This is a genomic window from Butyrivibrio sp. CB08 (genome assembly GCF_003625485.1).
Taxonomy (GTDB): domain Bacteria; phylum Bacillota; class Clostridia; order Lachnospirales; family Lachnospiraceae; genus Butyrivibrio.
Genome location: NZ_RAIR01000002.1, coordinates 71,872 through 93,134, shown reverse-complemented (window position 1 = coordinate 93,134; position 21,263 = coordinate 71,872). Strand labels below are relative to the sequence as shown.

Annotated in this window: 18 protein-coding genes; all 18 read left to right on the top strand. The window is 43.4% G+C overall.

Features of this window, described 5'->3' with window-relative positions:
* Positions 1–11: 11 nt before the first annotated feature.
* The 18 genes from D6855_RS04030 to D6855_RS03940 all read left to right on the top strand — a co-directional run bounded on the left by D6855_RS04030 (position 12) and on the right by D6855_RS03940 (position 21,026).
* Entirely contained in the window at positions 12–449 is a 438-nt protein-coding gene (locus D6855_RS04030) for a cell division protein FtsL (RefSeq protein WP_120738324.1), read from the top strand.
* 48 nt (positions 450–497) lie between these two features.
* Complete coding sequence (locus D6855_RS04025; protein WP_120738321.1) at positions 498–2,768, top strand: penicillin-binding transpeptidase domain-containing protein; 2,271 nt, start codon at positions 498–500, stop codon at positions 2,766–2,768.
* 17 nt (positions 2,769–2,785) lie between these two features.
* Positions 2,786–3,751, top strand: a complete 966-nt coding sequence (mraY, locus tag D6855_RS04020) for a phospho-N-acetylmuramoyl-pentapeptide-transferase (RefSeq protein WP_120738319.1) — start codon at positions 2,786–2,788, stop codon at positions 3,749–3,751.
* Between the two features lie 49 nt (positions 3,752–3,800).
* Complete coding sequence (murD, locus tag D6855_RS04015) at positions 3,801–5,174, top strand: UDP-N-acetylmuramoyl-L-alanine--D-glutamate ligase (protein ID WP_120738317.1); 1,374 nt, start codon at positions 3,801–3,803, stop codon at positions 5,172–5,174.
* 41 nt (positions 5,175–5,215) lie between these two features.
* Positions 5,216–6,361 (top strand): FtsW/RodA/SpoVE family cell cycle protein, encoded by a 1,146-nt coding sequence (locus tag D6855_RS04010; RefSeq protein ID WP_243111804.1) that lies wholly within the window; start codon positions 5,216–5,218, stop codon positions 6,359–6,361.
* 7 nt (positions 6,362–6,368) lie between these two features.
* Entirely contained in the window at positions 6,369–7,166 is a 798-nt protein-coding gene (locus D6855_RS04005; protein WP_120738315.1) for a cell division protein FtsQ/DivIB, read from the top strand.
* A 110-nt stretch (positions 7,167–7,276) separates the two neighbouring features.
* On the top strand, positions 7,277–8,524 hold the full coding sequence (ftsZ, locus tag D6855_RS04000; protein WP_120738313.1) for a cell division protein FtsZ: 1,248 nt from the start codon (positions 7,277–7,279) through the stop codon (positions 8,522–8,524).
* Between the two features lie 765 nt (positions 8,525–9,289).
* Positions 9,290–9,802, top strand: coding sequence for a transcriptional regulator NrdR (gene nrdR / locus D6855_RS03990; RefSeq protein ID WP_120738310.1), 513 nt, complete (start codon positions 9,290–9,292; stop codon positions 9,800–9,802).
* A 133-nt stretch (positions 9,803–9,935) separates the two neighbouring features.
* On the top strand, positions 9,936–11,465 hold the full coding sequence (locus D6855_RS03985) for an ABC transporter substrate-binding protein (protein ID WP_120738308.1): 1,530 nt from the start codon (positions 9,936–9,938) through the stop codon (positions 11,463–11,465).
* Positions 11,466–11,501: 36 nt separating this feature from the next.
* A complete protein-coding gene (locus D6855_RS03980; protein WP_120738306.1) occupies positions 11,502–12,449 on the top strand; it encodes an ABC transporter permease in 948 nt (315 codons plus the stop codon).
* Positions 12,442–13,266 (top strand): ABC transporter permease, encoded by an 825-nt coding sequence (locus D6855_RS03975; RefSeq protein ID WP_120738304.1) that lies wholly within the window; start codon positions 12,442–12,444, stop codon positions 13,264–13,266. Before D6855_RS03980 ends, D6855_RS03975 begins: the two co-directional genes overlap by 8 nt.
* Positions 13,257–14,072 (top strand): ABC transporter ATP-binding protein, encoded by an 816-nt coding sequence (locus tag D6855_RS03970; protein WP_120738302.1) that lies wholly within the window; start codon positions 13,257–13,259, stop codon positions 14,070–14,072. Before D6855_RS03975 ends, D6855_RS03970 begins: the two co-directional genes overlap by 10 nt.
* Positions 14,069–14,827, top strand: a complete 759-nt coding sequence (locus tag D6855_RS03965; RefSeq protein WP_120738300.1) for an ABC transporter ATP-binding protein — start codon at positions 14,069–14,071, stop codon at positions 14,825–14,827. Before D6855_RS03970 ends, D6855_RS03965 begins: the two co-directional genes overlap by 4 nt.
* Before the next feature lie 144 nt (positions 14,828–14,971).
* The gene (locus D6855_RS03960; RefSeq protein WP_120738298.1) at positions 14,972–15,394 is read left to right on the top strand and encodes a hypothetical protein; all 423 of its coding nucleotides are present in this window, start codon (positions 14,972–14,974) and stop codon (positions 15,392–15,394) included.
* Positions 15,395–15,485: 91 nt separating this feature from the next.
* Positions 15,486–18,104, top strand: coding sequence for a YfhO family protein (locus tag D6855_RS03955; protein ID WP_120738296.1), 2,619 nt, complete (start codon positions 15,486–15,488; stop codon positions 18,102–18,104).
* A complete protein-coding gene (locus tag D6855_RS03950) occupies positions 18,101–19,630 on the top strand; it encodes a CotH kinase family protein (RefSeq protein ID WP_120738294.1) in 1,530 nt (509 codons plus the stop codon). The genes D6855_RS03955 and D6855_RS03950 overlap by 4 nt, the downstream gene beginning before the upstream one ends.
* Positions 19,630–20,355 (top strand): polyphosphate polymerase domain-containing protein, encoded by a 726-nt coding sequence (locus D6855_RS03945; protein WP_158589461.1) that lies wholly within the window; start codon positions 19,630–19,632, stop codon positions 20,353–20,355. Before D6855_RS03950 ends, D6855_RS03945 begins: the two co-directional genes overlap by 1 nt.
* Positions 20,352–21,026 (top strand): DUF4956 domain-containing protein, encoded by a 675-nt coding sequence (locus D6855_RS03940; protein WP_120738290.1) that lies wholly within the window; start codon positions 20,352–20,354, stop codon positions 21,024–21,026. Before D6855_RS03945 ends, D6855_RS03940 begins: the two co-directional genes overlap by 4 nt.
* Positions 21,027–21,263 lie beyond the last annotated feature (237 nt).

The following is a 21,263-nucleotide window of genomic DNA, read 5'->3' as shown; positions in this document are numbered from 1 at the left end:
GGAGAATGAACATGGCAAACGAATACATCCGTGGCACATCCGTAAGAAAACCAAATAGAGCGCCAGAACGCAGACATGTCCATGTTCAGGAACCTTCAAGATCAAAGAGAAGACACCACATGAGCCTTGGTTATCTGTTATTCCTGTCACTGGCTATGGCTCTGATGGTTGGAACACTGGCCTGGTACATTTCACTTCAGTCACAGATCACCAGCAGTGTTAAAAATATCGCCACATTAGAAAGTCAATTAAATAATTTGAAACAGGACAATGATGAGGCGTATAATAGAGCAAGTGGCAATGTGGATCTGGATGAGATAAAGAGGATCGCAATCCAGGAATACGGCATGACTTATGCATCTGAGGGTCAGATAATTACTTACTCTGATGGCGGCGGCAACGATTATGTAAGACAGCTGGCACCAATCCCTGAAGTAGTTAAGAACTAGTCTGTTTAGCCACTTTAAGAGATTTAGAAGGGTATTTAAGTTAGTTCGATGAAAAAAAGGAAGTCTGGGAACAGTCAGAAGTTCACTATAGGAATGAAGAAAAAGCTGGTAGTGCTGTTTGTGCTTGCACTACTGGCTTTCGTTGGGTTAGGGGTAAGACTTATCCTTATCACCAAAAATAACGGTGAGGAGTACGAGAAACAGGTGCTCTCACAGCAGCAGTACGACTCTACAACGCTGCCATTCAGGCGCGGAGAGATCCTTGATGCCAATGGAACCATCCTTGCTTACAGTGAAAAGGTCTACAATGTAATTCTTGATGCCAAGCTTCTTCTTAGAGATGAGAAGTACTTAGAGCCAACAATCAGGGCTCTGGTAAAAGAGTTTGGCCTCGACTCCGGAGAGATCAGAGCATATCTTGCTGAGCATCCAACATCCCAGTACTACATTCTTGCAAAAAAACTCCCTTATGATGAGATCAGGAACTTCCAGGATATGATAACTCCTGGAATGGAAGGGTATGACGCCAATATTCAGGGTGTATGGTTTGAGTCAAGTTATATAAGGAAGTATCCTAACGGTTCACTTGCATGCGATGTTATAGGCTTTACCTCCGGAGACAACAACGGAATGTATGGCCTTGAGGAGTATTACAACAATACACTGTCAGGAACAATGGGAAGAGAGTATGGATATCTTGATGAAGATTCCAATCTTGAGAGAACCACAATTCCTGCAACCGACGGCGATAACCTTGTAACAACCATAGATGGTAACCTTCAGAATATCGTTGAGAGGCATCTTCAGGAGTTTAACGACACCTATGCCAACAATTTCAGACAGGGAAATGGCGCCAATAATGTTGGCTGTATCATGATGAACGTCAATACTGGCGAGATCCTTGCTATGGCAAGCTACCCCAAGTACGACCTCAATGACCCGAGAGATAAGTCAGCTCTTATCGGAATGCCTGCTGTAGATGAGAAGGGCAATAAGGTTAAGGGCGAGTCAGTATTTGACTCAGGTGTATATATTACAGAAGAAATGCTGGCAGATTTCACTGATGAGCAGCTGTATCAGAACTACAACGCTCTTTGGAAGAATTTCTGCATTACAGATACTTATGAGCCAGGTTCAGTCGCTAAGCCATTTACAGTGGCAACTGGTATTGAGTCAGGCTCCATAACCGGCAACGAGGTTTATAATTGCAGAGGCTCTTTGGAAGTTGGTGGATGGGAGATCAAGTGCCATAACACTTACGGTGACGGCGCGGTTTCAGTCCAGCGAGGAATTGAGATCTCCTGTAACGTTGCCATGATGTATGTAGCTCAGGCTACAGGAGTCAGCACCTTTACCAAGTTCCAGAAGGACTTTGGTTTTGGCCTTAAGACCAACGTAGACCTTGCGGGAGAGGCCAGAACAGAGGGACTTACCTACAAGGCTTCTGATATGACATCTACTGACCTTGCAACCAACTCTTTTGGACAGGGCTTTAACATCGATATGATCGAGGGTATCACTGGTTTCTGTGCCCTTATAAATGGCGGCTATTACTACGAGCCTCATGTGGTTAAAAGAGTTGTTTCCTCAAGTGGAGCTACTATTAAAAATGTAGAGCCAAGGATTCTTAGACAGGTTATTTCTCAGAGTACCTCTGATAAGATCGTAGAATTCTGTAACACAGTAGTATCAGGTCCTAACGGAACTGGTAAAACAGCCCGTCCTGCCGGATATATGATCGGTGGCAAGACTGGAACTGCTCAGACACTTCCTCGTGGAAACCATCAGTACGTTGTATCCTTCATGGGATATGCGCCAGCTGATGATCCTGAGATCGCTATCTACGTTGTAGTAGACAGACCAAATACCAGATATCAGGACGATGCCAAGTTTGCGACTAGGATCGTAAGAGCGGTCCTCACTGAGGCCCTTCCTTACCTTAACTATCCAATGACTGAGCCACTTAGTGAAAAGGAGCAGGCAGAGCTTGAAGAGCTTAGAGCACAGATGATAACTTCTGCTGTAGCAGTTGACGAAAATGCTGAAAATCCGGAAGAAACTACCGGGGAAGGTACCGAGGAGGCAACTGAAGGTGCCAGCACAGAGGAGGAAACCAAGGCTGAAGAAGCTGATAAATCCTCTATCTGGGAGACATTTGACGTTGATGGTACAACGGGGTATTATATTGACCCGAACACAGGTAATCTTATTGATCCATCATCAGGACATGCTTTTGGAGGAGATGATCTTCCTGATTTCACAGGCGAGAACACTGAATCTTCCATATTTGAGAGCATAGATAATAATGGTGGAAACTAATTATTTGGAGATTTGAAATGAACGATTATTGTATGAGGACCCTTCTTCCAGCTCTTCTTTCCTTTGTTATTGCGGTTTTAATAGGACCCAAGGTGATAGAGATACTTAGAAAGCTCAAAGCTGGCCAGACTGAGAGAGAAGAGGGCCTTGAATCCCATCAGAAAAAGACAGGAACACCTACCATGGGCGGAGTTATATTCCTTTTGCCTGTAGTAGTTATAGGCATTTTCTATGGCGCTTCTCATAAAGAAGTAATACCAGTCCTTATTCTTACCATCGGCTTTGGAATAATCGGATTTATCGATGACTATATCAAGGTTGTAAGAAAGCACAACTTAGGTCTTCGTGCATGGCAGAAGATCCTTGGACAGCTCATTGTTACAATTCTTTTCTCATTATATGTACTTAACTTTACAGACATCTCTCTTGGAATGAGAGTTCCATTTACAAGCATCGTTCTTGATTTTGGCATTTTGAACATACCTGTTATGTTCTTTATAGCACTTGGTACAGCTAACGGAACCAACTTTACTGATGGCGTCGACGGACTTTGCGCATCAGTTACAGCTGTAGTTGCAGGCTTCTTTGCGGTTGCAGGAATGCATTACATGGCAACAGGTGCGGAAGTTATGTCCAGCGCCATGGTTGGAGCACTTCTTGGCTATCTTGTTTACAATGTATACCCGGGCAAGGTAATGATGGGAGATACAGGATCACTTGCTATTGGTGGTTTTGTAACAGGAATAGCATATGTTATGCAGATGCCTATATTTATAGTAATAGTTGGTTTTATTTATGCCTTCGAGGTAATTTCAGTTATCCTCCAGGTATCCTATTTCAAGATCACACACGGTAAGAGGATCTTTAGAATGGCTCCTATCCACCATCACTTTGAGAAGGGTGGATGGTCAGAAACAAGAGTCGTTAACGTATTTACTACAGTGACAATACTTCTTTGTCTCATTGCTTACGCGGGTCTATAACAACTGCTATCAATGGTGGCATAAGACTTAAAAGGGGAATTTTAGGGATATGACTGCAGATTTAAAGGGTAAAAGAGTACTCGTTATAGGTTCAGGTCTCTCAGGAGTAGGTTCTGTCAAGCTCCTTGATCAGATCGGAGCCCTTCCTGTAATGCTTGAGGAAAACACCAAGGTTACTGAGAATGACATAAAGAACAAGCTCTACGAGGAAGACAGGGACAAGACTGAGATCATTATTGGCGAAATAACAGATGATACGCTTGATACTATTTCGCTTGTTGTACCCAGTCCTGCAGTTCCACTTGATTCACCTACAGTCCTTAGGATCAAGGAAAAGAACATCCCGATTTGGAGTGAGATCGAGCTTGCTTACAATTTCTCCAAGGGAACAATGGTTGCCATAACAGGTACCAACGGTAAGACTACAACCACAACTCTTGTGGGAGATATCATGAAGGCTCATTTTGAGTCTGTGTATGTAGTAGGTAATATCGGAGTCTCTTTTGCAGAAAACGCCCTTAGCATGAAGGATGATACAGTTATTGTTGGTGAGATCAGTTCCTTTCAGCTTGAGGCAGTGGACAATTTCCACGCCAAGGTATCAGCTATCCTGAACATCACACCAGATCACTTAAACAGACATCACACCATGGAATGCTATGCATCCATGAAAGAGAATATTACACACAATCAGACTGCAGATGATACCTGCGTTCTTAACTATGACAACGAGTACACAAGGGATTTTGGCAAAAGATGTCCATCCAGAGTCGTATTCTTTTCAACCAAGGAGAAGCTTTCTGACGGCTTCTATCTTGACGGCGAGAACATCGTCATGAGCACAAACGGCTCACCAATGACCATAATGAACATCCATGACATGAACCTTGTTGGACTTTGCAATGTAGAAAACGTAATGGCAGCTATTGCCATGAGCCTTGCAATGGGAGTACCTCTTTCAACCATCCTTGAAGTAATCAGAAATTTCAAGGCAGTTGAGCATAGAATTGAGTACGTTGCCACCAAGAGAGGCGTAGATTACTACAATGATTCCAAGGGAACCAATCCTGATGCTGCTATCCAGGGCATCAGAGCTATGAGTAAGCCCACCATCCTCATCGGAGGCGGCTATGATAAGGGCAGCGAGTACGACGAGTGGATCGAGTGCTTTGGCGATACAGTAAAGCTCCTTGTTCTCATTGGACAGACAAAAGAGAAGATAGCAGAGTGCGCTAAAAAGCACGGCTTTACCAACTATGTGTTCAAAGACACCTATGAGGAGGCTCTTGAGTTCTGCACTGAGAGTGCACAGCCAGGAGATGCGGTGCTTCTTTCACCAGCATGTGCAAGCTGGGATATGTTCCCCAACTATGAAACCAGGGGAAAGAGATTTAAGGAATACGTTTGCAAGATAGCCGAGTAAGGCTGTCAATAAAAAAGAAACTGTTGTGAGGGGAAGTTTTAGTGAGAGTAGGAATCCTTAGGCGTGAAAGAGAAGAGTCATACATTGACTACAGTCTGATCTTTATCATTCTGTTCCTGTTGGCTTTTGGTCTTATCATGCTCTATTCTACAAGTTCATATGAGGCGGCGCTTGATTATGGCGATTCAGCGTACTATTTCAAGCATCAGCTTATCCCTACACTTCTGGGTCTTGCAGGAATGCTTGTTATGTCATACATTCCATACAAGATTCTCTCTAAGCTTGCGATGCCTATTTATCTTGCATCAGCAATACTTCTTATTCTGATCATTCCATTTGGTAAAATGGTCAATGGTGCCAAGAGATGGCTCATCATCATGGGCGTATCCATCCAGCCTGCAGAGATTGCGAAGGTGGCAACCATTATCTTTACAGCGACAATCATCATCAAACTCAAGAGAAATCTCATGACATATAAGGGCTTTGGAGTGGCTCTTTTGTTTCCGCTTATCCTTGCTGGTATGGTGTATATCATCACAAGGAACCTTAGTTCAGCGATTATCATCATGGGAATCACTTTTGTCATGCTCTTTATTTCGACTCCCGGATATAAGAGATACATTATTGGCGCAGCAGTAGTTCTCGGCGTGGTAGCTCTTTTGGTCATCCTTATAGCTAATTCTGACCAGTCCAGCGGTATGAACTACCGTTTTGAGCGAGTTCTTGCATGGCTTGACCCCAATGCCCATGCATCAGGCAAGGGCTTCCAGACACTGCAGGCCCTCTATGCAATTGGTTCTGGCGGTGTATTTGGCAAGGGACTTGGAGAGAGTATGCAGAAGATGGGCTTCATCCCTGAGGCTCAGAACGACATGATCTTTTCCATCATCTGCGAGGAACTTGGACTGTTTGGCGCTATCGCAGTTATGCTGATGTTCCTTCTGCTGATCTGGCGACTTATGATCATTGCAAATAACGCTCCTGATATGTTTGGAGCTCTTCTGGTTATCGGAGTTATGGGACATATCGCTATTCAGGTTATCCTGAACATAGCTGTTGTAACCAACACGATCCCCAATACAGGTATTACACTTCCCTTTATCAGCTATGGTGGTTCTGCCGTTATCATTCAGCTGGCTGAAGTTGGAATCGCCCTGAATGTGGCAAGAAATATAGGCAGAGATTAAGTAAGGTATGGCAAAGAGGAAAAAGAGATACAAACAAAGGGGAGAGAATCCTCTTAGAATAGCATTTGATTCGATCAGGTACCACAAGAGCATTTATATTATCCTGGGAGTCCTTCTGACTCTGCTTATCATTGCTGCTGTGGCCATCAAGTATATTGCGGATAACTACACGGTTACTAATATTTACGTTACTGGCAACACCCATTACACCAACGATGAGATCATTGACATGGTCCTGCAGGGCAGGATGAGCCACAACTCCATGTATCTGTCTCTTAAATACAGGGACAAGAGCATAGAGGGAGTGCCATTTATCGAGAAGATGGACGTTGATATAGTTTCGCCTGACACCATCAGGATAAATGTCTACGAGAAGGCGGTTGCTGGCTACTTTGCCTACCTTGGAAGGTATATGTACTTTGACAGGGATGGAATAGTGGTAGAGAGCTCCATGGAACCCTCTGATACAGTACCGCAGGTCATGGGACTTTCTTTCAACTACTGCATCATGCATGAGAAGCTCCCTATTGATAATCAGGATGTATTTGAGGAGATTCTGGATATCACCCAGCTCCTTTCCAAATATAAGCTTAATGCTGACAGAATATTCTTTGACAGCGAGTACAATGTGTACCTTTACTTCGGTGAAATTGAGGTAAGTTTGGGCACTGAGAGCTACATTGACGAGAAAATAATCCAACTTCAATATATCCTTCCAGAGCTTAGTGGAAAAAAAGGAATTTTGGAGATGAAAGATTTTGACGACGACACAAAAAACATTACATTTGAGGAAAAAAATCAGTAATTGTCAAGCAATTTGTGAACATTTTATTAAAAAATATTTGTTGAAAAACGAAACAAAAAATCGTATCATAGCTATTAGGAGTCTATGAGGTTTATGAAGGAGGAGTTGTTTTGCTGGAGATTAAGTCTAACGAGGCAGAAAATGCCTGCAAGATCATCGTCGTCGGGGTTGGCGGTGCAGGTAATAATGCTGTAAATAGAATGGTAGATGAAAATATTACCGGTGTAGAGTTCATCGGTATTAACACAGATAAACAGGCACTTCAGTTGTGCAAGGCACCAAAGCTTTTGCAGATTGGTGAGAAGCTCACTAAGGGACTTGGAGCAGGCGCTAAGCCTGAGATCGGACAGAAAGCAGCAGAAGAGAGTTCAGAAGAGATATCAGCAGCACTTAAGGGCGCTGATATGGTTTTCGTTACCTGTGGTATGGGTGGCGGAACTGGTACTGGTGCAGCTCCTGTTGTAGCTAAGCTTGCAAAAGAGATGGGAATTCTCACTGTAGGCGTTGTTACCAAGCCTTTCAGCTTCGAAGCTCGTGTTCGTATGCAGAACGCTATGCTTGGTATCAACAATATCAGATCCAACGTAGATACTCTTATCGTTATCCCTAACGATAAGCTTCTTCAGATAGTAGACAGACGTACTACAATGCCAGATGCTCTTAAGAAGGCTGATGAAGTACTTCAGCAGGCTGTTCAGGGAATCACTGATCTTATCAATGTTCCTGCAGTTATCAACCTCGACTTTGCTGATGTTTCAACAGTTATGAAGGACAAGGGTATCGCTCATATCGGTATTGGTAGTGGTAAGGGCGATGACAAGGCAACAGACGCTGTTAAGATGGCTGTTGAGAGCCCACTTCTTGAGACCAAGGTTAATGGAGCAACAGATGTTATCATCAATATCTCTGGTGATATCACTCTTACAGATGCTTCAGATGCTTCAGAATATGTTCGTCAGCTTGCTGGTGATGATGTTAACGTCATCTTCGGTGCAATGTATGACGAGAGCAAGACAGATACATGTACAGTTACTGTTATCGCAACAGGTATTGAGGCGGCAGGTGCTGGCAACGCAGCAGTAGCTCAGGCTAAGGCTGCAGCTCCAACTCCAAGACCAGTAGCACCAGCTCCTACTCCTGTAGCTCAGCCAGTTGTAACACCTGTTACACCAGTACAGAGCGCAGTAACTCCTATTACACCAATTCAGCCAACAATCTCTACTATTGGCACTCCAGCTGCAGAGGCTCCAGCAACTTCTTCAGCTACAAGACCACTTTCTCTTAACAGACCAAGTGAGATCAAGAGCACAGTAGAGCCTAAGTCTTTGAAGATTCCTGATTTCCTTCAGAGAAAATAATAGAAAATCCAGTACCCTCCGCATTTTGCGGAGGGTTTTTTATTGCCAGCTTCCAACGCCCCTTGCCGCTGGCCCCTCCGCTCCGGCTCGCATCCCAAGGGAATTTACTTTTGAGTCTTGCGAGAGAGCTGTCTGTTCATGAGCTGCGACATCTTGCCCTTACGTTCTTCTCCAGGTCAAATGTCTGAGGTCCCAGCTGCGCCGCCACGGTATCTTCCCGCTTTCTCACTACCTGCAAACGAAACTTTTCCATGATGCTCAGGCCTCTTTTCTTTGATTGCGCATGCTCATGGCGAGCAGGCTCATAGGAAGTCTTCTTTTCAGAGGTGCCAAGGGCACCTATGACCACTGATATTGATCAAATCTTATCCGCCTGCTTTCGCCTCTGTTTATTCGCACGCGCTTAACAAGAGGCCTATGAGCATCGGGAAAATGGCGTTTGCAGCTAATGCTTCGAAATCAGGAAGATACCGTGGCGGTGCAGCTTGGGGCTGAGTTTTTTGACCGCAGAACGTAAGGGCAAAGGGTCGCAGCCATGAACTTAAGCGACGGAGCGACGAAAAAGAGATTCCCTTGGGATGCGGGCCGGAGCGGAGGGGCCAGTAGCAAGGGGCGTTGGAAGCTGGCAATAATAACGTTTTTTGAGCAAATATCAATATTATATATAGAAAAATGCGGTAAATCATGATACAATAATTTGTGGATTGATATTGTTTTTCACACAATATAAGGTGGACATATCATTTTAAAAATGGAGGGAAAGTTATGAAATGCCCATTTTGCGGAAAAGATGACACAAGAGTTATTGATTCAAGACCTGCAGATGAGAACACTTCCATCAGACGTAGGAGAGTGTGCGATTCCTGTGGCAAGAGATTTACAACTTATGAAAAAGTTGAGACTATTCCTCTTATAGTCATCAAGAAAGGTGATGTTCGTGAGCCTTACGATCGTTCCAAGATCGAAGCTGGCGTACTTAGGGCATGTCATAAGAGACCTGTAAGTGCAGAGCAGATATCCAGACTTGTAGACGCTGTTGAGACAGAAGTATTCAACATGGAGCAGAAGGAGATCCCTAGCCGTGCTATCGGTGAGATCGTTATGGACAAGATGAAGAATCTCGATCCAGTTGCTTATGTAAGATTTGCATCTGTTTATAGAGAATTTAAAGACGTTAATACATTTATGGATGAGCTTAAATCTGTGCTTAAGAAAGAGGCGGATGGCACAATTACTGATGCTACCGACAAAAGCACTCCTCTTTTGAAAGAACAATAATGGTCATTTTCCCCGAGGAAGCATGCTTCTTCGGGGTATTTTTTAGCTTGACATTTTATTAACGTAGCCTTATATTGTTCATGTGATGGGCCAAGAAAGCCCATGAAAACTTAATATCTAGGAGGATTTTAACATGATCAAGAGAGGCTCCCTTAGGAGAATAACAACAGGAGCGCTGATGATCGTGCTAACGACACTGGCTATTGCATTGAGCGGATGCTCAAGCGACAAGACAGCAGGAGATGATTCTTCTAAGATTACTATTGGAATACCTCAGGATATTGATGGTCTTGACCCCCATTATGCTACAGGGGCAGGAACTAAAGAGGTTTTATTTAATTTATTCGAAGGGCTTGTCAAGCCTGATGAGAATGGTAATCTTAACCCTGCTGTAGCAAGTGAGTACACGATTTCAGAAGACAACAAGGTATACACATTTACCTTAAGAGATGGGATCACATTCCATGATGGAAGCGCGGTTACAGTAGAGGATATCAAATATTCTATTGATCGCAATGCGGGTACTGATGGCAGTGAGCCCCTTATCTCATCTTTTTCCAACATTGATAGCGTAAATATCGTAGATGACAAGCATGTGGAAGTAGTGCTCAAGGAAGGTGATTCTGATTTCCTTACACAGCTTACAGTAGCTATTCTTCCTGCTTCAAACGCTACACCTGAGACTACACCTATTGGTACAGGTCCTTACAAGTATGTTTCAAGCTCACCTCAGGAGAACTTCATCATGACAAGATATGATGAGTACTGGGGAGACAAGGCATTCATCAAGGATGTAACATTCAAGATTGAGGCTAACTCAGATGCAGTAGTTATGGATCTCAACGGTGGATCCATTGATATGTACGCACGTATCACAAGCACACAGGTTTCACAGCTCAATGAGAACTTTGAGGTTTACGAGGGAACAATGAACCTGGTACAGGCTCTTTACCTCAACAATGCTGAGAAGCCATTTGATGATGTGAGAGTTCGTCAGGCTCTCTGCTATGCAATCAACCCTCAGGAGATTATGGACTACGTATCTGACGGCGCAGGCACAGAGATCGGAAGTGCTATGTTCCCTTCATTTACCAAGTATTTCCTTCCTGAGCTCAATGACACATACAACACTGACTATGACAAGGCAAAAGAGCTTCTGGCTGAGGCTGGATATCCAGATGGATTTACATTCACAATCACAGTTCCATCTAACTACACTCAGCACGTAGATACAGCTCAGGTACTTGCAGAAGAGCTCAAGAACATCGGAGTTACTGCTGAGATTCAGGAGATCGAGTGGAATTCATGGATTTCTGACGTATACTCAGACAGAAAGTATCAGTCAACAGTAGTAGGTGTAGATGCATCAACTCTTGCTGCTTCATCACTTCTTGCAAGATATGTATCTGATGCAGGCAGAAACTTCACAAACTTCAACAGCGCTGCTTACGATGAGGCTTATGCAAATGCTCAGGCTACATCTGACGACAACGCTAAGACTGAGTACTACAAAGAGTGTGAGAAGATTCTTTCCGAGGAAGCTGCAAGCGTATATATTCAGGACCTTCCTGAGTTTGTAGCTCTCAACAAGAAGTACACAGGATATGTATTCTATCCACTTTATGTACAGGATATTAGTAAGTTAAAGCTTGCTACTGAGTGATCATAGCAGGTTAAACCTAAGGCGAGGTACACATATATGAAATATATCATTAAAAAGTTTGGCATGATGGTAGCCACATTACTGGTAGTTTCTATATGTGTGTTCCTCGCCTTTAATATTATTCCGGGAGATCCGGCTCTTAAGATGCTTGGAACTGAGGCTTCCCCGGAACTTGTAGAACAGGTCAGAACAGAAATGGGACTTAATGACCCTGTTCTTATCAGATATGCCAGATGGTTTCTAAACTTTATCAGAGGGGATTTTGGTACTTCCTACAATTACAAGGTCCCAGTAGCAAGCATGGCTGCCAGTAAGATCCCAATTACCCTGACTATGGGTATCATGGCCTTCCTTATGACAGTGCTTGTTTCTATTCCCTTGGGAATAGTTACAGCCAAGCATGAGAACGGGATATTAGACAGGACCATAACGGTGATCAATCAGATAATAATGGCCATTCCTCCTTTCTTTTCAGGAATCCTTATTACCTTTATCTTTGGAATGATCTTAAGGTTCTTTACTCCGGGCGGATTTGTAAACTATACAGCAGACTTTGGGAAATTCGTAAGATATCTGATTTTCCCGGCTATAGCCATTGCACTTCCCAAGGTTGCCATGACAGTAAAGATGCTTAGGGGAAGTCTTATTGATGAGTCCCTTAAGGACTATGCTAGAACTGCTTATTCAAGGGGCAATAACACCAATGGCGTTCTCTACAGACACATCCTAAAAAACGCCATTATCCCTGTTATCACCTTCCTTGGAATGGCGCTGGCGGACATGATCGCAGGAAGTATTGTTATTGAACAGGTATTTAGTATCCCTGGTATCAGCAGGATACTGCTTACCAGCATCAGCAACAGGGATTATCCGGTTGTTGAGGCTATCATCATGGGAATAGCAACCATAGTCATTGTGGTTAATTTCCTTGTGGATGTTATTTACAGAATTGTAGATCCAAGAATAGGACTTGAGGATGAGTAAGGCAAGAACAGAGTTAAAAAGAAATATCAAAGAGAATCCATACCTTCTTGCGGGGCTGATAATAACAGGCCTGATACTTCTCATGACTATTGTTGGAATCTTTTGGACTCCTTACGAGCCAACAGCCATGAACTCCGCAGAAAAGCTTAAGGGAGTATCTTTTAGGCACCTTATGGGCACTGACAACATGGGCAGAGATATCTTTAGTCGTGTTATGTATGGTAGCAGGATAACTCTTCTTATTGCTATTGGTACTGTGGCTATAGGAGCTGGAGTTGGCACTATTATTGGAGCTCTTACCGGTTACTTTGGAGGAATGCTTGATGAAGTCATGATGCGTATCATTGATGCGTTGTTTGCTTTCCCAAGTATTCTTCTTGCACTGGTTATTGTCAGTGTATTTGGAACAGGCTGGATACAGCTTCTTATCTCACTGGGAATTGCCTTTGTACCAAGCTTTGCCCGAATAGTAAGGGGGGAAGTGCTTAGATGCAAGAACATGGACTATGTGGAGAATGCAAGACTTCAGGGAGTATCTGACTTTAGAATGATCTTCGTTCACATAGTGCCCAATATCAAGGGCGTTCTGGCATCTTCTATAATGATCGGATTTAATAACGCTGTACTGGCAGAAGCGGGCCTTAGCTACCTGGGAGTGGGTTCACAGCCACCCTATGCGAGCCTTGGCAAGATGCTCTCTGATGCGCAGCAGTATATGTTTACTATGCCAACCTACGTTCTTTTCCCAGGTGCCATCATAGTTCTTATGGTGCTTGGATTCGCATTTTTAGGAGAGGGGATCAGCAGATGGAAATAATTCTTGATGTAACTGACCTTCATATAGAATTCCATGACTCCGATACGCCCTTTGTAGCGGTTGAGGACTTTGACCTGATGCTGGGAAGAGGTGAGATCGTTGGTATCGTTGGTGAATCAGGCTCTGGAAAGAGCATGAGCGCCCTGGCTATTGCAGGACTTCTCAACAGAAAGAGTCTTACTAAGAGTGGCAGGATCATGTTTGATGGCAACGACCTTCTTACCTGCGACAGAAAGACCCTTCGTTCCTATCAGGGAGATGAGATATCCATTATCTTCCAGGAGCCCATGACAAGCCTTAATCCTGTAAAGAGGATAGGATGGCAGGTTGAAGAGCCATTATTCATCCATCATCCTGAGGTTTCCAAGGAAGCCAGAAAGACCATGGCCATAGAAGCTCTTAAGTCTGTTGGCCTTGAGAATGCAGAGGATGTTTACTACATGTATCCTCACGAGCTTTCAGGTGGAATGAGGCAGAGAGTCATGATAGCCGCTGCCATGATCGGAGACCCCAAGATACTTATAGCAGATGAGCCTACAACAGCTCTGGATGTTACTGTCCAGGCGCAGATTGTGGAGCTTCTTAAAAAGCTGAACAAGGAGAGACATACTTCCATTATCTTCATTTCCCACGATCTTAGCCTTGTTAATCAGCTGTGTCAGAGAGTCATAGTAATGCAGAAGGGAAATATTGTGGAATCCGGAAGGACTAGTGACGTGTTCACAAGGCCCAGAGATCCATATACCAAGAAGCTGATAGCAGCGATACCCAAGATTGACCTTTCAAGGGACGGGGAACAGGCATGAGTGATAGAGATGTTTTAAAAGTAGCTGATCTTAATGTCTATTATAAGAACAGAAAGAGAAAGCTCTTTTCCAAAAAGAATAAGAAGATACATGCTCTTCATGATGTAAACGTCTCCATGGAAGAGGGTGAGGTGCTGGCTATAGCTGGCGAGTCTGGAAGCGGTAAGTCTACCCTTGCAAGGGCCATTGTAGGGATCAATAAGGACTACACAGGTACCATCTGGCAAAAGTATGACAGGCCACAGATGGTTTTCCAGGATCCATACAGCTCCCTTAATCCTGCCAAGAAGATCGGATGGCTGTTAGAGGAGCCTCTTCGCGTAGACAAGACCAGAACCTGGACCAAAGAGGAGATGAGAAAGAGGGTCTTGGAGATCCTTGATGAGATCGAGCTTCCAGTCAGCTACCTTGACAGGTATCCGGCACAGCTCTCTGGTGGACAGAGGCAGAGGGTGTGCATAGGAATAGCTCTTATGAGGTCGCCAAAGCTCCTAATTGCAGATGAACCGGTTTCAGCTTTGGATGTCACCATTCAGGCCCAGATACTTGAGCTTCTTGAGAATCTTCACAGGAAGCATGGTATCTCTATCATCTTCATTTCCCATGATCTCAGGGTTGTTTACAAGATAAGCGACCACGTTATGATCATGAAGGATGGTAGGGTTGTGGAGTACGGAGAGACAAAAGAGCTTTACAGAAACCCCAAAGCTGAGTATACAAAGAGTCTTCTTAAGGCCGCAGGCATAGTAAAATAGCGAAAAAACAATAAAAAGTATAAAAATTCCCTGTAAGTAGTGGATTTTTATACTTTTTTTATATATTATAATGTTAACTTTCGGAAAGTGGGAGCCGAAATAGTTTGTGAGCACATATGGTAGACAAGAAAGGAGGAATAAGATATGGCATTGAACGGACTAAATAGCTATCTCTCAAATTACAATGCTTATAATATTCCCTCTGTAAAAGATAACTCACAAGTAAATCCCGCTTCTGTAGGAACACCTGATGCCAAGGCGTCAGAACAGCAGCAGCCTAAGCCTGAAGAGAAGAAGAGCGGCTTAGACCTCACTGTAGAAGTTCCTTCCAGAGAAAACGCTTCAATTGAAAACGTAGCAATATCCTTTGGACAGTACGATGGCAACTCCATTGATCTCTTCGGAGACATGGGACTTGCTTCTAGAGATATGAAGCAGGCTATCTCAGGAATGCAGAAGGATCAGCTCCTTCATCAGTATCAGTACTTTGTAGGCAAGGACCTCTCAGGACAGCAGAGCAACATTGTTGCTGGAACAGAAGATGGTGTGGTTGTAAAACTTCACTGATATACATAACGAAAACTATCCGGGGCCGGAGAAAGATATCTTTCTCCGGCCTCTTAATATTCCCATTTCTTCATGTTACAATATATTTTGTATGTTTAATGAAGAGAGTCTGAATGGAAAAGTTAATATAAAACACGGACTTATCGCGAGTCTTTTTATCCTTGTGATGTTTCTTATTGTCCTTGTGGCAGGGCATATTGCACCCTTTGGGGATGAGACCTTTCTCATGTACGACTTAAAGAGGCAGTACGCCGACTACTATGCCTACTACAGGACAGTTCTTAGTGGCCAGAATAATATCTTTTATTCTTTTTCAACCACTTTAGGCTCAGGGACCATGGGATTTTTTGCCTATTACATGTCCAGTCCCTTTATCATGCTTTTATCCCTATTTAGTCAGGATAAGATTTACCTTGGCATTGTCCTTGTGATCGGCCTAAAGCTCATGATCGCTGCGTTTATCATGGACTTTGTCCTTCAAAAGGCCTTTGGCGTGGCAAAAGAGATATCTCTATTTGAAACTGAGAGCGCAGCCCTCTATATTGGCGCAGTGTCCTGGGCTTTTTCAGGATTTCTTTTTGCCCACAGCATGAACCTCATGTGGATAGATGTGGTAATGCTCCTTCCGCTTTTTATCTATTTTCTTGAAAAACTCCTTGTGCAGAATAGGAAAGCGCCATATATCATTATCCTTGCCATAATGGTGATGCTAAACTACTACATAACCTATCAGGTTGTGCTCTTTGCAGCGCTTTGGACCATCATGCGCCTTGTGGTGCTTCGCCTTAATAACCCTTTTCCTCTTATAGGAAGAGTTATCTATTCATCAGCTATATCCGGTGCTATTTCAGCAGCCCTTATGATACCTACATTCCTGGGACTTATGGACAGCCCCAAGGATGTGGCACTGCTTGGAATGAATCTTAAAAACAGCAATTTATCTCCTGTGGACTTTATCTCCAAGCTTCCCACAATGGCCTACGATGTCATTGAGGCAAGATTTGGATATCCTCAGCTTTTCTGCGGAATTCTCTTAACTTTCCTGGCGCTTATGTTTTTTGTCTGCAGGCAGATCACGCTTCGTGAGAGGCTTGGAATGGCAGCTCTTGTGCTGTTTATGGCGCTTTCCATGTGCATAGATCTTCTAAACATTATCTGGCATGCAGGTATGGAACCCTCTGGACATCCCTACAGGCAGGCGTTTTTCTACGTGTTCCTGGTTATATTATGCGCAGAGAGATTTCTTTTGGCAGGTGGAAAAGAGATCCTGACGGTTAAAGCGCTTATCCTGGTGGCCATTATGTACACTGGGCTCTTCCTTATTGCAAGGGGAGGATACGACCACATTACCACTAAGGGGATCATTATAAATGCAGCCCTTATAGCATGTTATGTGATTTGCGGTGCTGTGATGCTCCTAATACACAGGGATAAAGAGAAGGCTTTTGCGGTGGCTATAGTGCTGTTTCTGTTAGCCAACATGGTGGATCTGACTGGTAATGCGCTTTACACCTACCGTTTCCAGGCCTTCAAGTGCGATAAGGGCTCAGAGTATTCAGATATGGTAAGTAAGACCCTGGAGGCGGTCACTTATGTAAAGGGAGAGGATAGCTCTTTTTACAGAATGGAGACGTTAAATCCAAGACAGCAAAATGATGCCCTTCAATACAATTTCAACGGTGTTACACATTATAGTTCTGCGGGTCTTATCTATATGAGATATTTTCTTCAAAGGCTGGGCTACAATGATGATGGCCTTTATCTTGGCTATGGTCATGACAACACAGAGACTGCAGATTCAATTCTTGGAGTAAAGTATCTTGTGGGAGATGAAACTCACCTGACCCATGATAACTACAGAATGATCTTTGAGGGAAACAGGGATGTTTACGTAAATCCCTATGCGCTCTCTGTGGCAGTAGGAACAGATGGATATGACTACAGTGCTGTATCAGATCCTGATCATGGAGATGCAGACTCTGCGCTTACCCATGTACCTTCTATAGATCCTTTTGCGTTACAGGAGGATATTTACAGCAGATTGACCGGAAGAGAAGAAAAGTTCTTTGTGCCTGCTTTAGTTTCAGACTCTGGAATATCAGAAGTAGAGGATAAATACAGGCAGGACTTCGAAGTAACAGCAGCCATGGACGGCGAGATGTACTTTTATCTTAATGGCCTTATTGGGGCTGATGAGGGACTTGCCATCTTTATAAATGACGAACTTCTTACAACCTATGGTAACTCATTCTGCACCAAGGTTCTGAACCTGGGAACGTTTAATAGCGGTGATAGCTTTACCCTTACTGTCCAGGCGGAAAATGCTGAGAGCAGTTATGGATCAGCAGTGTTTGTGACTGAGGATATCAAGGCGCTTGAAAGGGCCTATAGTGACGCTTCAAAGAGAAACTGCGAGGTGATAAAAAAGAGCTCCTCCCACCTTGTGATAAACTGTGGGGATCATGAAGGAGTCTTTATAACTGTTCCCTATGAAAAGGGATGGAACATCAAGGTTGATGGCAGGATGGCTACACCTGTTGCAGTTTATGACGCTCTTACATACATTCCAATTGCGGAAAGTGCTTCTTTTCACACTATTGACATGGTCTATGTTCCAAAGGGACTGTCTCTGGGATGTGTTATTTCTTTAATAGGAATAGTCAGCTTTTTTGTTGTGGTGGCACTTGAGAAAAAGAGGGCCAGCCTATGAACAAAAAGCGCAGGTTATTAGTAAAAATAATATTTGCCATGCTTTGTCTTGCTGCGGTAACTATTATCGCCACCTGGGATATCAGGTCGAGAGGCATGGAGGAGACAGATTTTATGTATGCCCGATTCGGGAAGAACAGGATCAGTGTTTTTGAAACTGATGGCCAGTATTATCTGTTCCTGCCTTCGTTTCTTACAGAAGAGGACATAATTCTGTCTTCTGAAGCAAAAAAGCATGACATCAGGATCCTTAAATCCGAGAATATTTCTTCTGTATTCATTACAACCAGAAGCCGAAACCTGGACTCTGTGCTTGCTGATAAGGACTACAAGGAATCAGGAAAGATAGTTGTTTATGACAGCCAGGGACACAAGGATACAAGCACGGGACTGGAGTTTTTAAAGGGAAGAGGCAATTATTCCTGGAATAACTGGGACAAGAAGCCCTTTAAGATAAAGCTTCAAAAGAATACATCGGTATTAGGCCTTGGAAATGGCAAGGACTACGCCTTTATTGCGAATGCATCTGATGCAACTCTCATAAGGAATGCGATCTGCAGAGACATTGAGAAAGATGTGGAGATTCCTTTCGCAGGAGAAGGCAGGTTTATCGACCTATATATAAACGGCGATTACATGGGAAATTACTACCTCTGTCCAAGCATAGAGGTTGGCAAGGACAGGGTAAATATCACCAATATAGATATTGAGCAGGATAAAGTCATCTCGAAAATAAATGATGATGCATTAAGTCCATACGAAACCCCAACCCTTAAGGGCTGGAATATCCCTGATGGTGTGACAGATATCACAGGTGGTTATCTGGTTGAAAGAGAGTTTATGGACCGCTATAGGCTTGAATATGGCGAGTTAAAAAATGGATTTATTACAAATGGTAATGAACATTTCATAGTTGTGTCGCCCCAGTACTGTAGCAAGAACGAGATAAACTACATTTCCAGTTTTTTCGAGGAGGCTGAGGCTGAGATACTGACTGGGGAGGGACTTGGAACCCGAATTGACATAGACTCTTTTGCCAAAAGATATCTTGTAGAAGAGGTTGTAAAAAACTACGATGGCGGTGTAAGCAGCGCATACTATTATAAGGATTCAGATCTTGTGGACGGCAAGCTCTATGCCGGGCCTGGATGGGATTTCGACATGAGTCTTGGCAACTATCTTGACTGGATGGAGTATGATGAAGAAGATGCCACAGGAATAACAAGACTTTACCTGGCGGAGCATTCTAGTATATACTATAAAGAGCTTGCCCAGAACCAAGAGTTTTCTTCAAGGGTTCGTAGTTACTATTGGGGCAAGGTGCAGCCATATATGGAGTACCTTCTTGATGAGGGTATAGATGCATATGAAAAAGAGCTTTCGGCTTCCGCTGCGATGGACAGCATCAGATGGAATCAGATGTACCAGGAGCATGGATATTCCACCGCAGATCACAAGGAGTATGAGAATCTGAAGAGCTTCATAAGGGAGAGAACAGACTTCCTTAATGAAGAATGGGCCAGATAATGTATTACAGAGTAGAAGACAAATATATAATATATGAAGATCAAATTGCATATTTGATAAACCGCCTCAAAGAAGTCATGGCTTATGATGAGCACAGCTCTGAGGATGGCGGCTATCTGATACGAAGCGTATACTTCGATGATGTGAATGACAGCGCTCTTTTTGAGAATGAAGGCGGTGTGGACGAGAGAGAGAAGTTCAGAATCCGCACCTACGAGAGGGATGACAGTTTTATAAGGCTTGAGGAAAAGAGCAAAAAGAGCGGTCTTACCCACAAGGAGTCAGCAGTCATCAGTAAGGAAACTGCTCGGGGACTTCTTTTAGATGGCAACATGGCTGAGAGAGCACCAGTTAATTCCCAGGTACTTCTTCGGGAGGATGGATTTCTTTTTAAGAAGCTCTATGCCAGGATGAACACCGCGCTTCTTCACCCTGTGACTATCGTAGAATACGAGAGACAGGCTTTTGTTGAGAAGGTGGGCAACGTGAGGATCACCTTTGACAGGAACATTGGAGCATCGGAGTATGTGGACAGGTTCTTTGAGAGGGATGTATACGCAAGACCGGTGATGGAAAGCGGAGCCCATATCCTTGAAGTTAAGTACGACGAGCTTTTGCCGGAATATATTCAGCAGATATTAGAGATTGGTTCACTTCAGAGAACGGCCTTTTCTAAATACACCATGGCCAGAAGAAATTACGAAGAGATAGGAGAAATATTATGAGTTTTCAGGACGCACTTAAGAAATCAATTTTTGAGGGATTCACAGCCAACGATATCCCAGTAAGCCAGATTGTGGCTGTACTTGCTTTTACATTTTGCATTGGCCTGTATCTTTTCCTTATTTACAGACTTATCAACAAGACTTCTCTTTACAACAGAAGCTTCCATATTGCGATGGCAATGATATCTGTTGTTACAGCAGGTATCATACTGGCAATGCAGTCCAGTATCGTTATTTCTCTTGGTATGGTCGGCGCTCTTTCAATCGTAAGATTCAGGACAGCCATTAAAGATACCATGGATCTGCTTTTCCTGTTCTGGTCAATTGGAGAGGGTATCATCTGCGGAGCAGGACTCTTTGAGCTTGCTGTTGTTGTGGCTCTTCTTGTAACAGCTGGAATCCTTATTCTTGAGCTTATTCCAATCAACAAGAAGCCTTATGTACTTATTGTAAACAGCTCTGATACTGAGGCAGAGGATGAGATCGTTAAGAGAATTGCTGATAATTCCAAGGGCTATAAGATCAAGTCAAGAAACCTTAAGAAGAGCGGACTTGATATGATCATAGAGGTAGCAACAACATCTGAGAAAGAGCTTATTGGAAGCCTCAACGATCTGGAGGCAGTTGAGAACGTAGCACTTCTTACCCACGAGGGTGAAGTAAGGATCTGATACCTGGCTACTAAATATGAACATTATAAAACCACCTGTCAGCTGACAGGTGGTTGTTTTTTTGGGAGGAGGGGTTGTCGGGTGGGGAACCAGACAACCCGTGTATGAAAAAAAGTATTGTTGGGGGTTCAGAAGTTGTGTCCTTCTGATAGATATAATATTATACGGAATATTTTGCCAAACTATGTCTGAACTCTAAAAGAAATATAACCTATTCTAAAATAAATACAAACTTAA

Excerpts from the sequence above, each read along its gene's own strand:
- D6855_RS04030 (WP_120738324.1), top strand. The coding sequence starts at position 12 with ATGGCAAACGAATACATCCGTGGCACATCCGTAAGAAAACCAAATAGA.
- D6855_RS04025 (WP_120738321.1), top strand. The coding sequence starts at position 498 with ATGAAAAAAAGGAAGTCTGGGAACAGTCAGAAGTTCACTATAGGAATG.
- mraY (WP_120738319.1), top strand. The coding sequence starts at position 2,786 with ATGAACGATTATTGTATGAGGACCCTTCTTCCAGCTCTTCTTTCCTTT.
- murD (WP_120738317.1), top strand. The coding sequence starts at position 3,801 with ATGACTGCAGATTTAAAGGGTAAAAGAGTACTCGTTATAGGTTCAGGT.
- D6855_RS04005 (WP_120738315.1), top strand. The coding sequence starts at position 6,369 with ATGGCAAAGAGGAAAAAGAGATACAAACAAAGGGGAGAGAATCCTCTT.
- nrdR (WP_120738310.1), top strand. The coding sequence starts at position 9,290 with ATGAAATGCCCATTTTGCGGAAAAGATGACACAAGAGTTATTGATTCA.
- D6855_RS03985 (WP_120738308.1), top strand. The coding sequence starts at position 9,936 with ATGATCAAGAGAGGCTCCCTTAGGAGAATAACAACAGGAGCGCTGATG.
- D6855_RS03980 (WP_120738306.1), top strand. The coding sequence starts at position 11,502 with ATGAAATATATCATTAAAAAGTTTGGCATGATGGTAGCCACATTACTG.
- D6855_RS03975 (WP_120738304.1), top strand. The coding sequence starts at position 12,442 with ATGAGTAAGGCAAGAACAGAGTTAAAAAGAAATATCAAAGAGAATCCA.
- D6855_RS03970 (WP_120738302.1), top strand. The coding sequence starts at position 13,257 with ATGGAAATAATTCTTGATGTAACTGACCTTCATATAGAATTCCATGAC.
- D6855_RS03965 (WP_120738300.1), top strand. The coding sequence starts at position 14,069 with ATGAGTGATAGAGATGTTTTAAAAGTAGCTGATCTTAATGTCTATTAT.
- D6855_RS03960 (WP_120738298.1), top strand. The coding sequence starts at position 14,972 with ATGGCATTGAACGGACTAAATAGCTATCTCTCAAATTACAATGCTTAT.
- D6855_RS03955 (WP_120738296.1), top strand. The coding sequence starts at position 15,486 with ATGTTTAATGAAGAGAGTCTGAATGGAAAAGTTAATATAAAACACGGA.
- D6855_RS03950 (WP_120738294.1), top strand. The coding sequence starts at position 18,101 with ATGAACAAAAAGCGCAGGTTATTAGTAAAAATAATATTTGCCATGCTT.
- D6855_RS03945 (WP_158589461.1), top strand. The coding sequence starts at position 19,630 with ATGTATTACAGAGTAGAAGACAAATATATAATATATGAAGATCAAATT.
- D6855_RS03940 (WP_120738290.1), top strand. The coding sequence starts at position 20,352 with ATGAGTTTTCAGGACGCACTTAAGAAATCAATTTTTGAGGGATTCACA.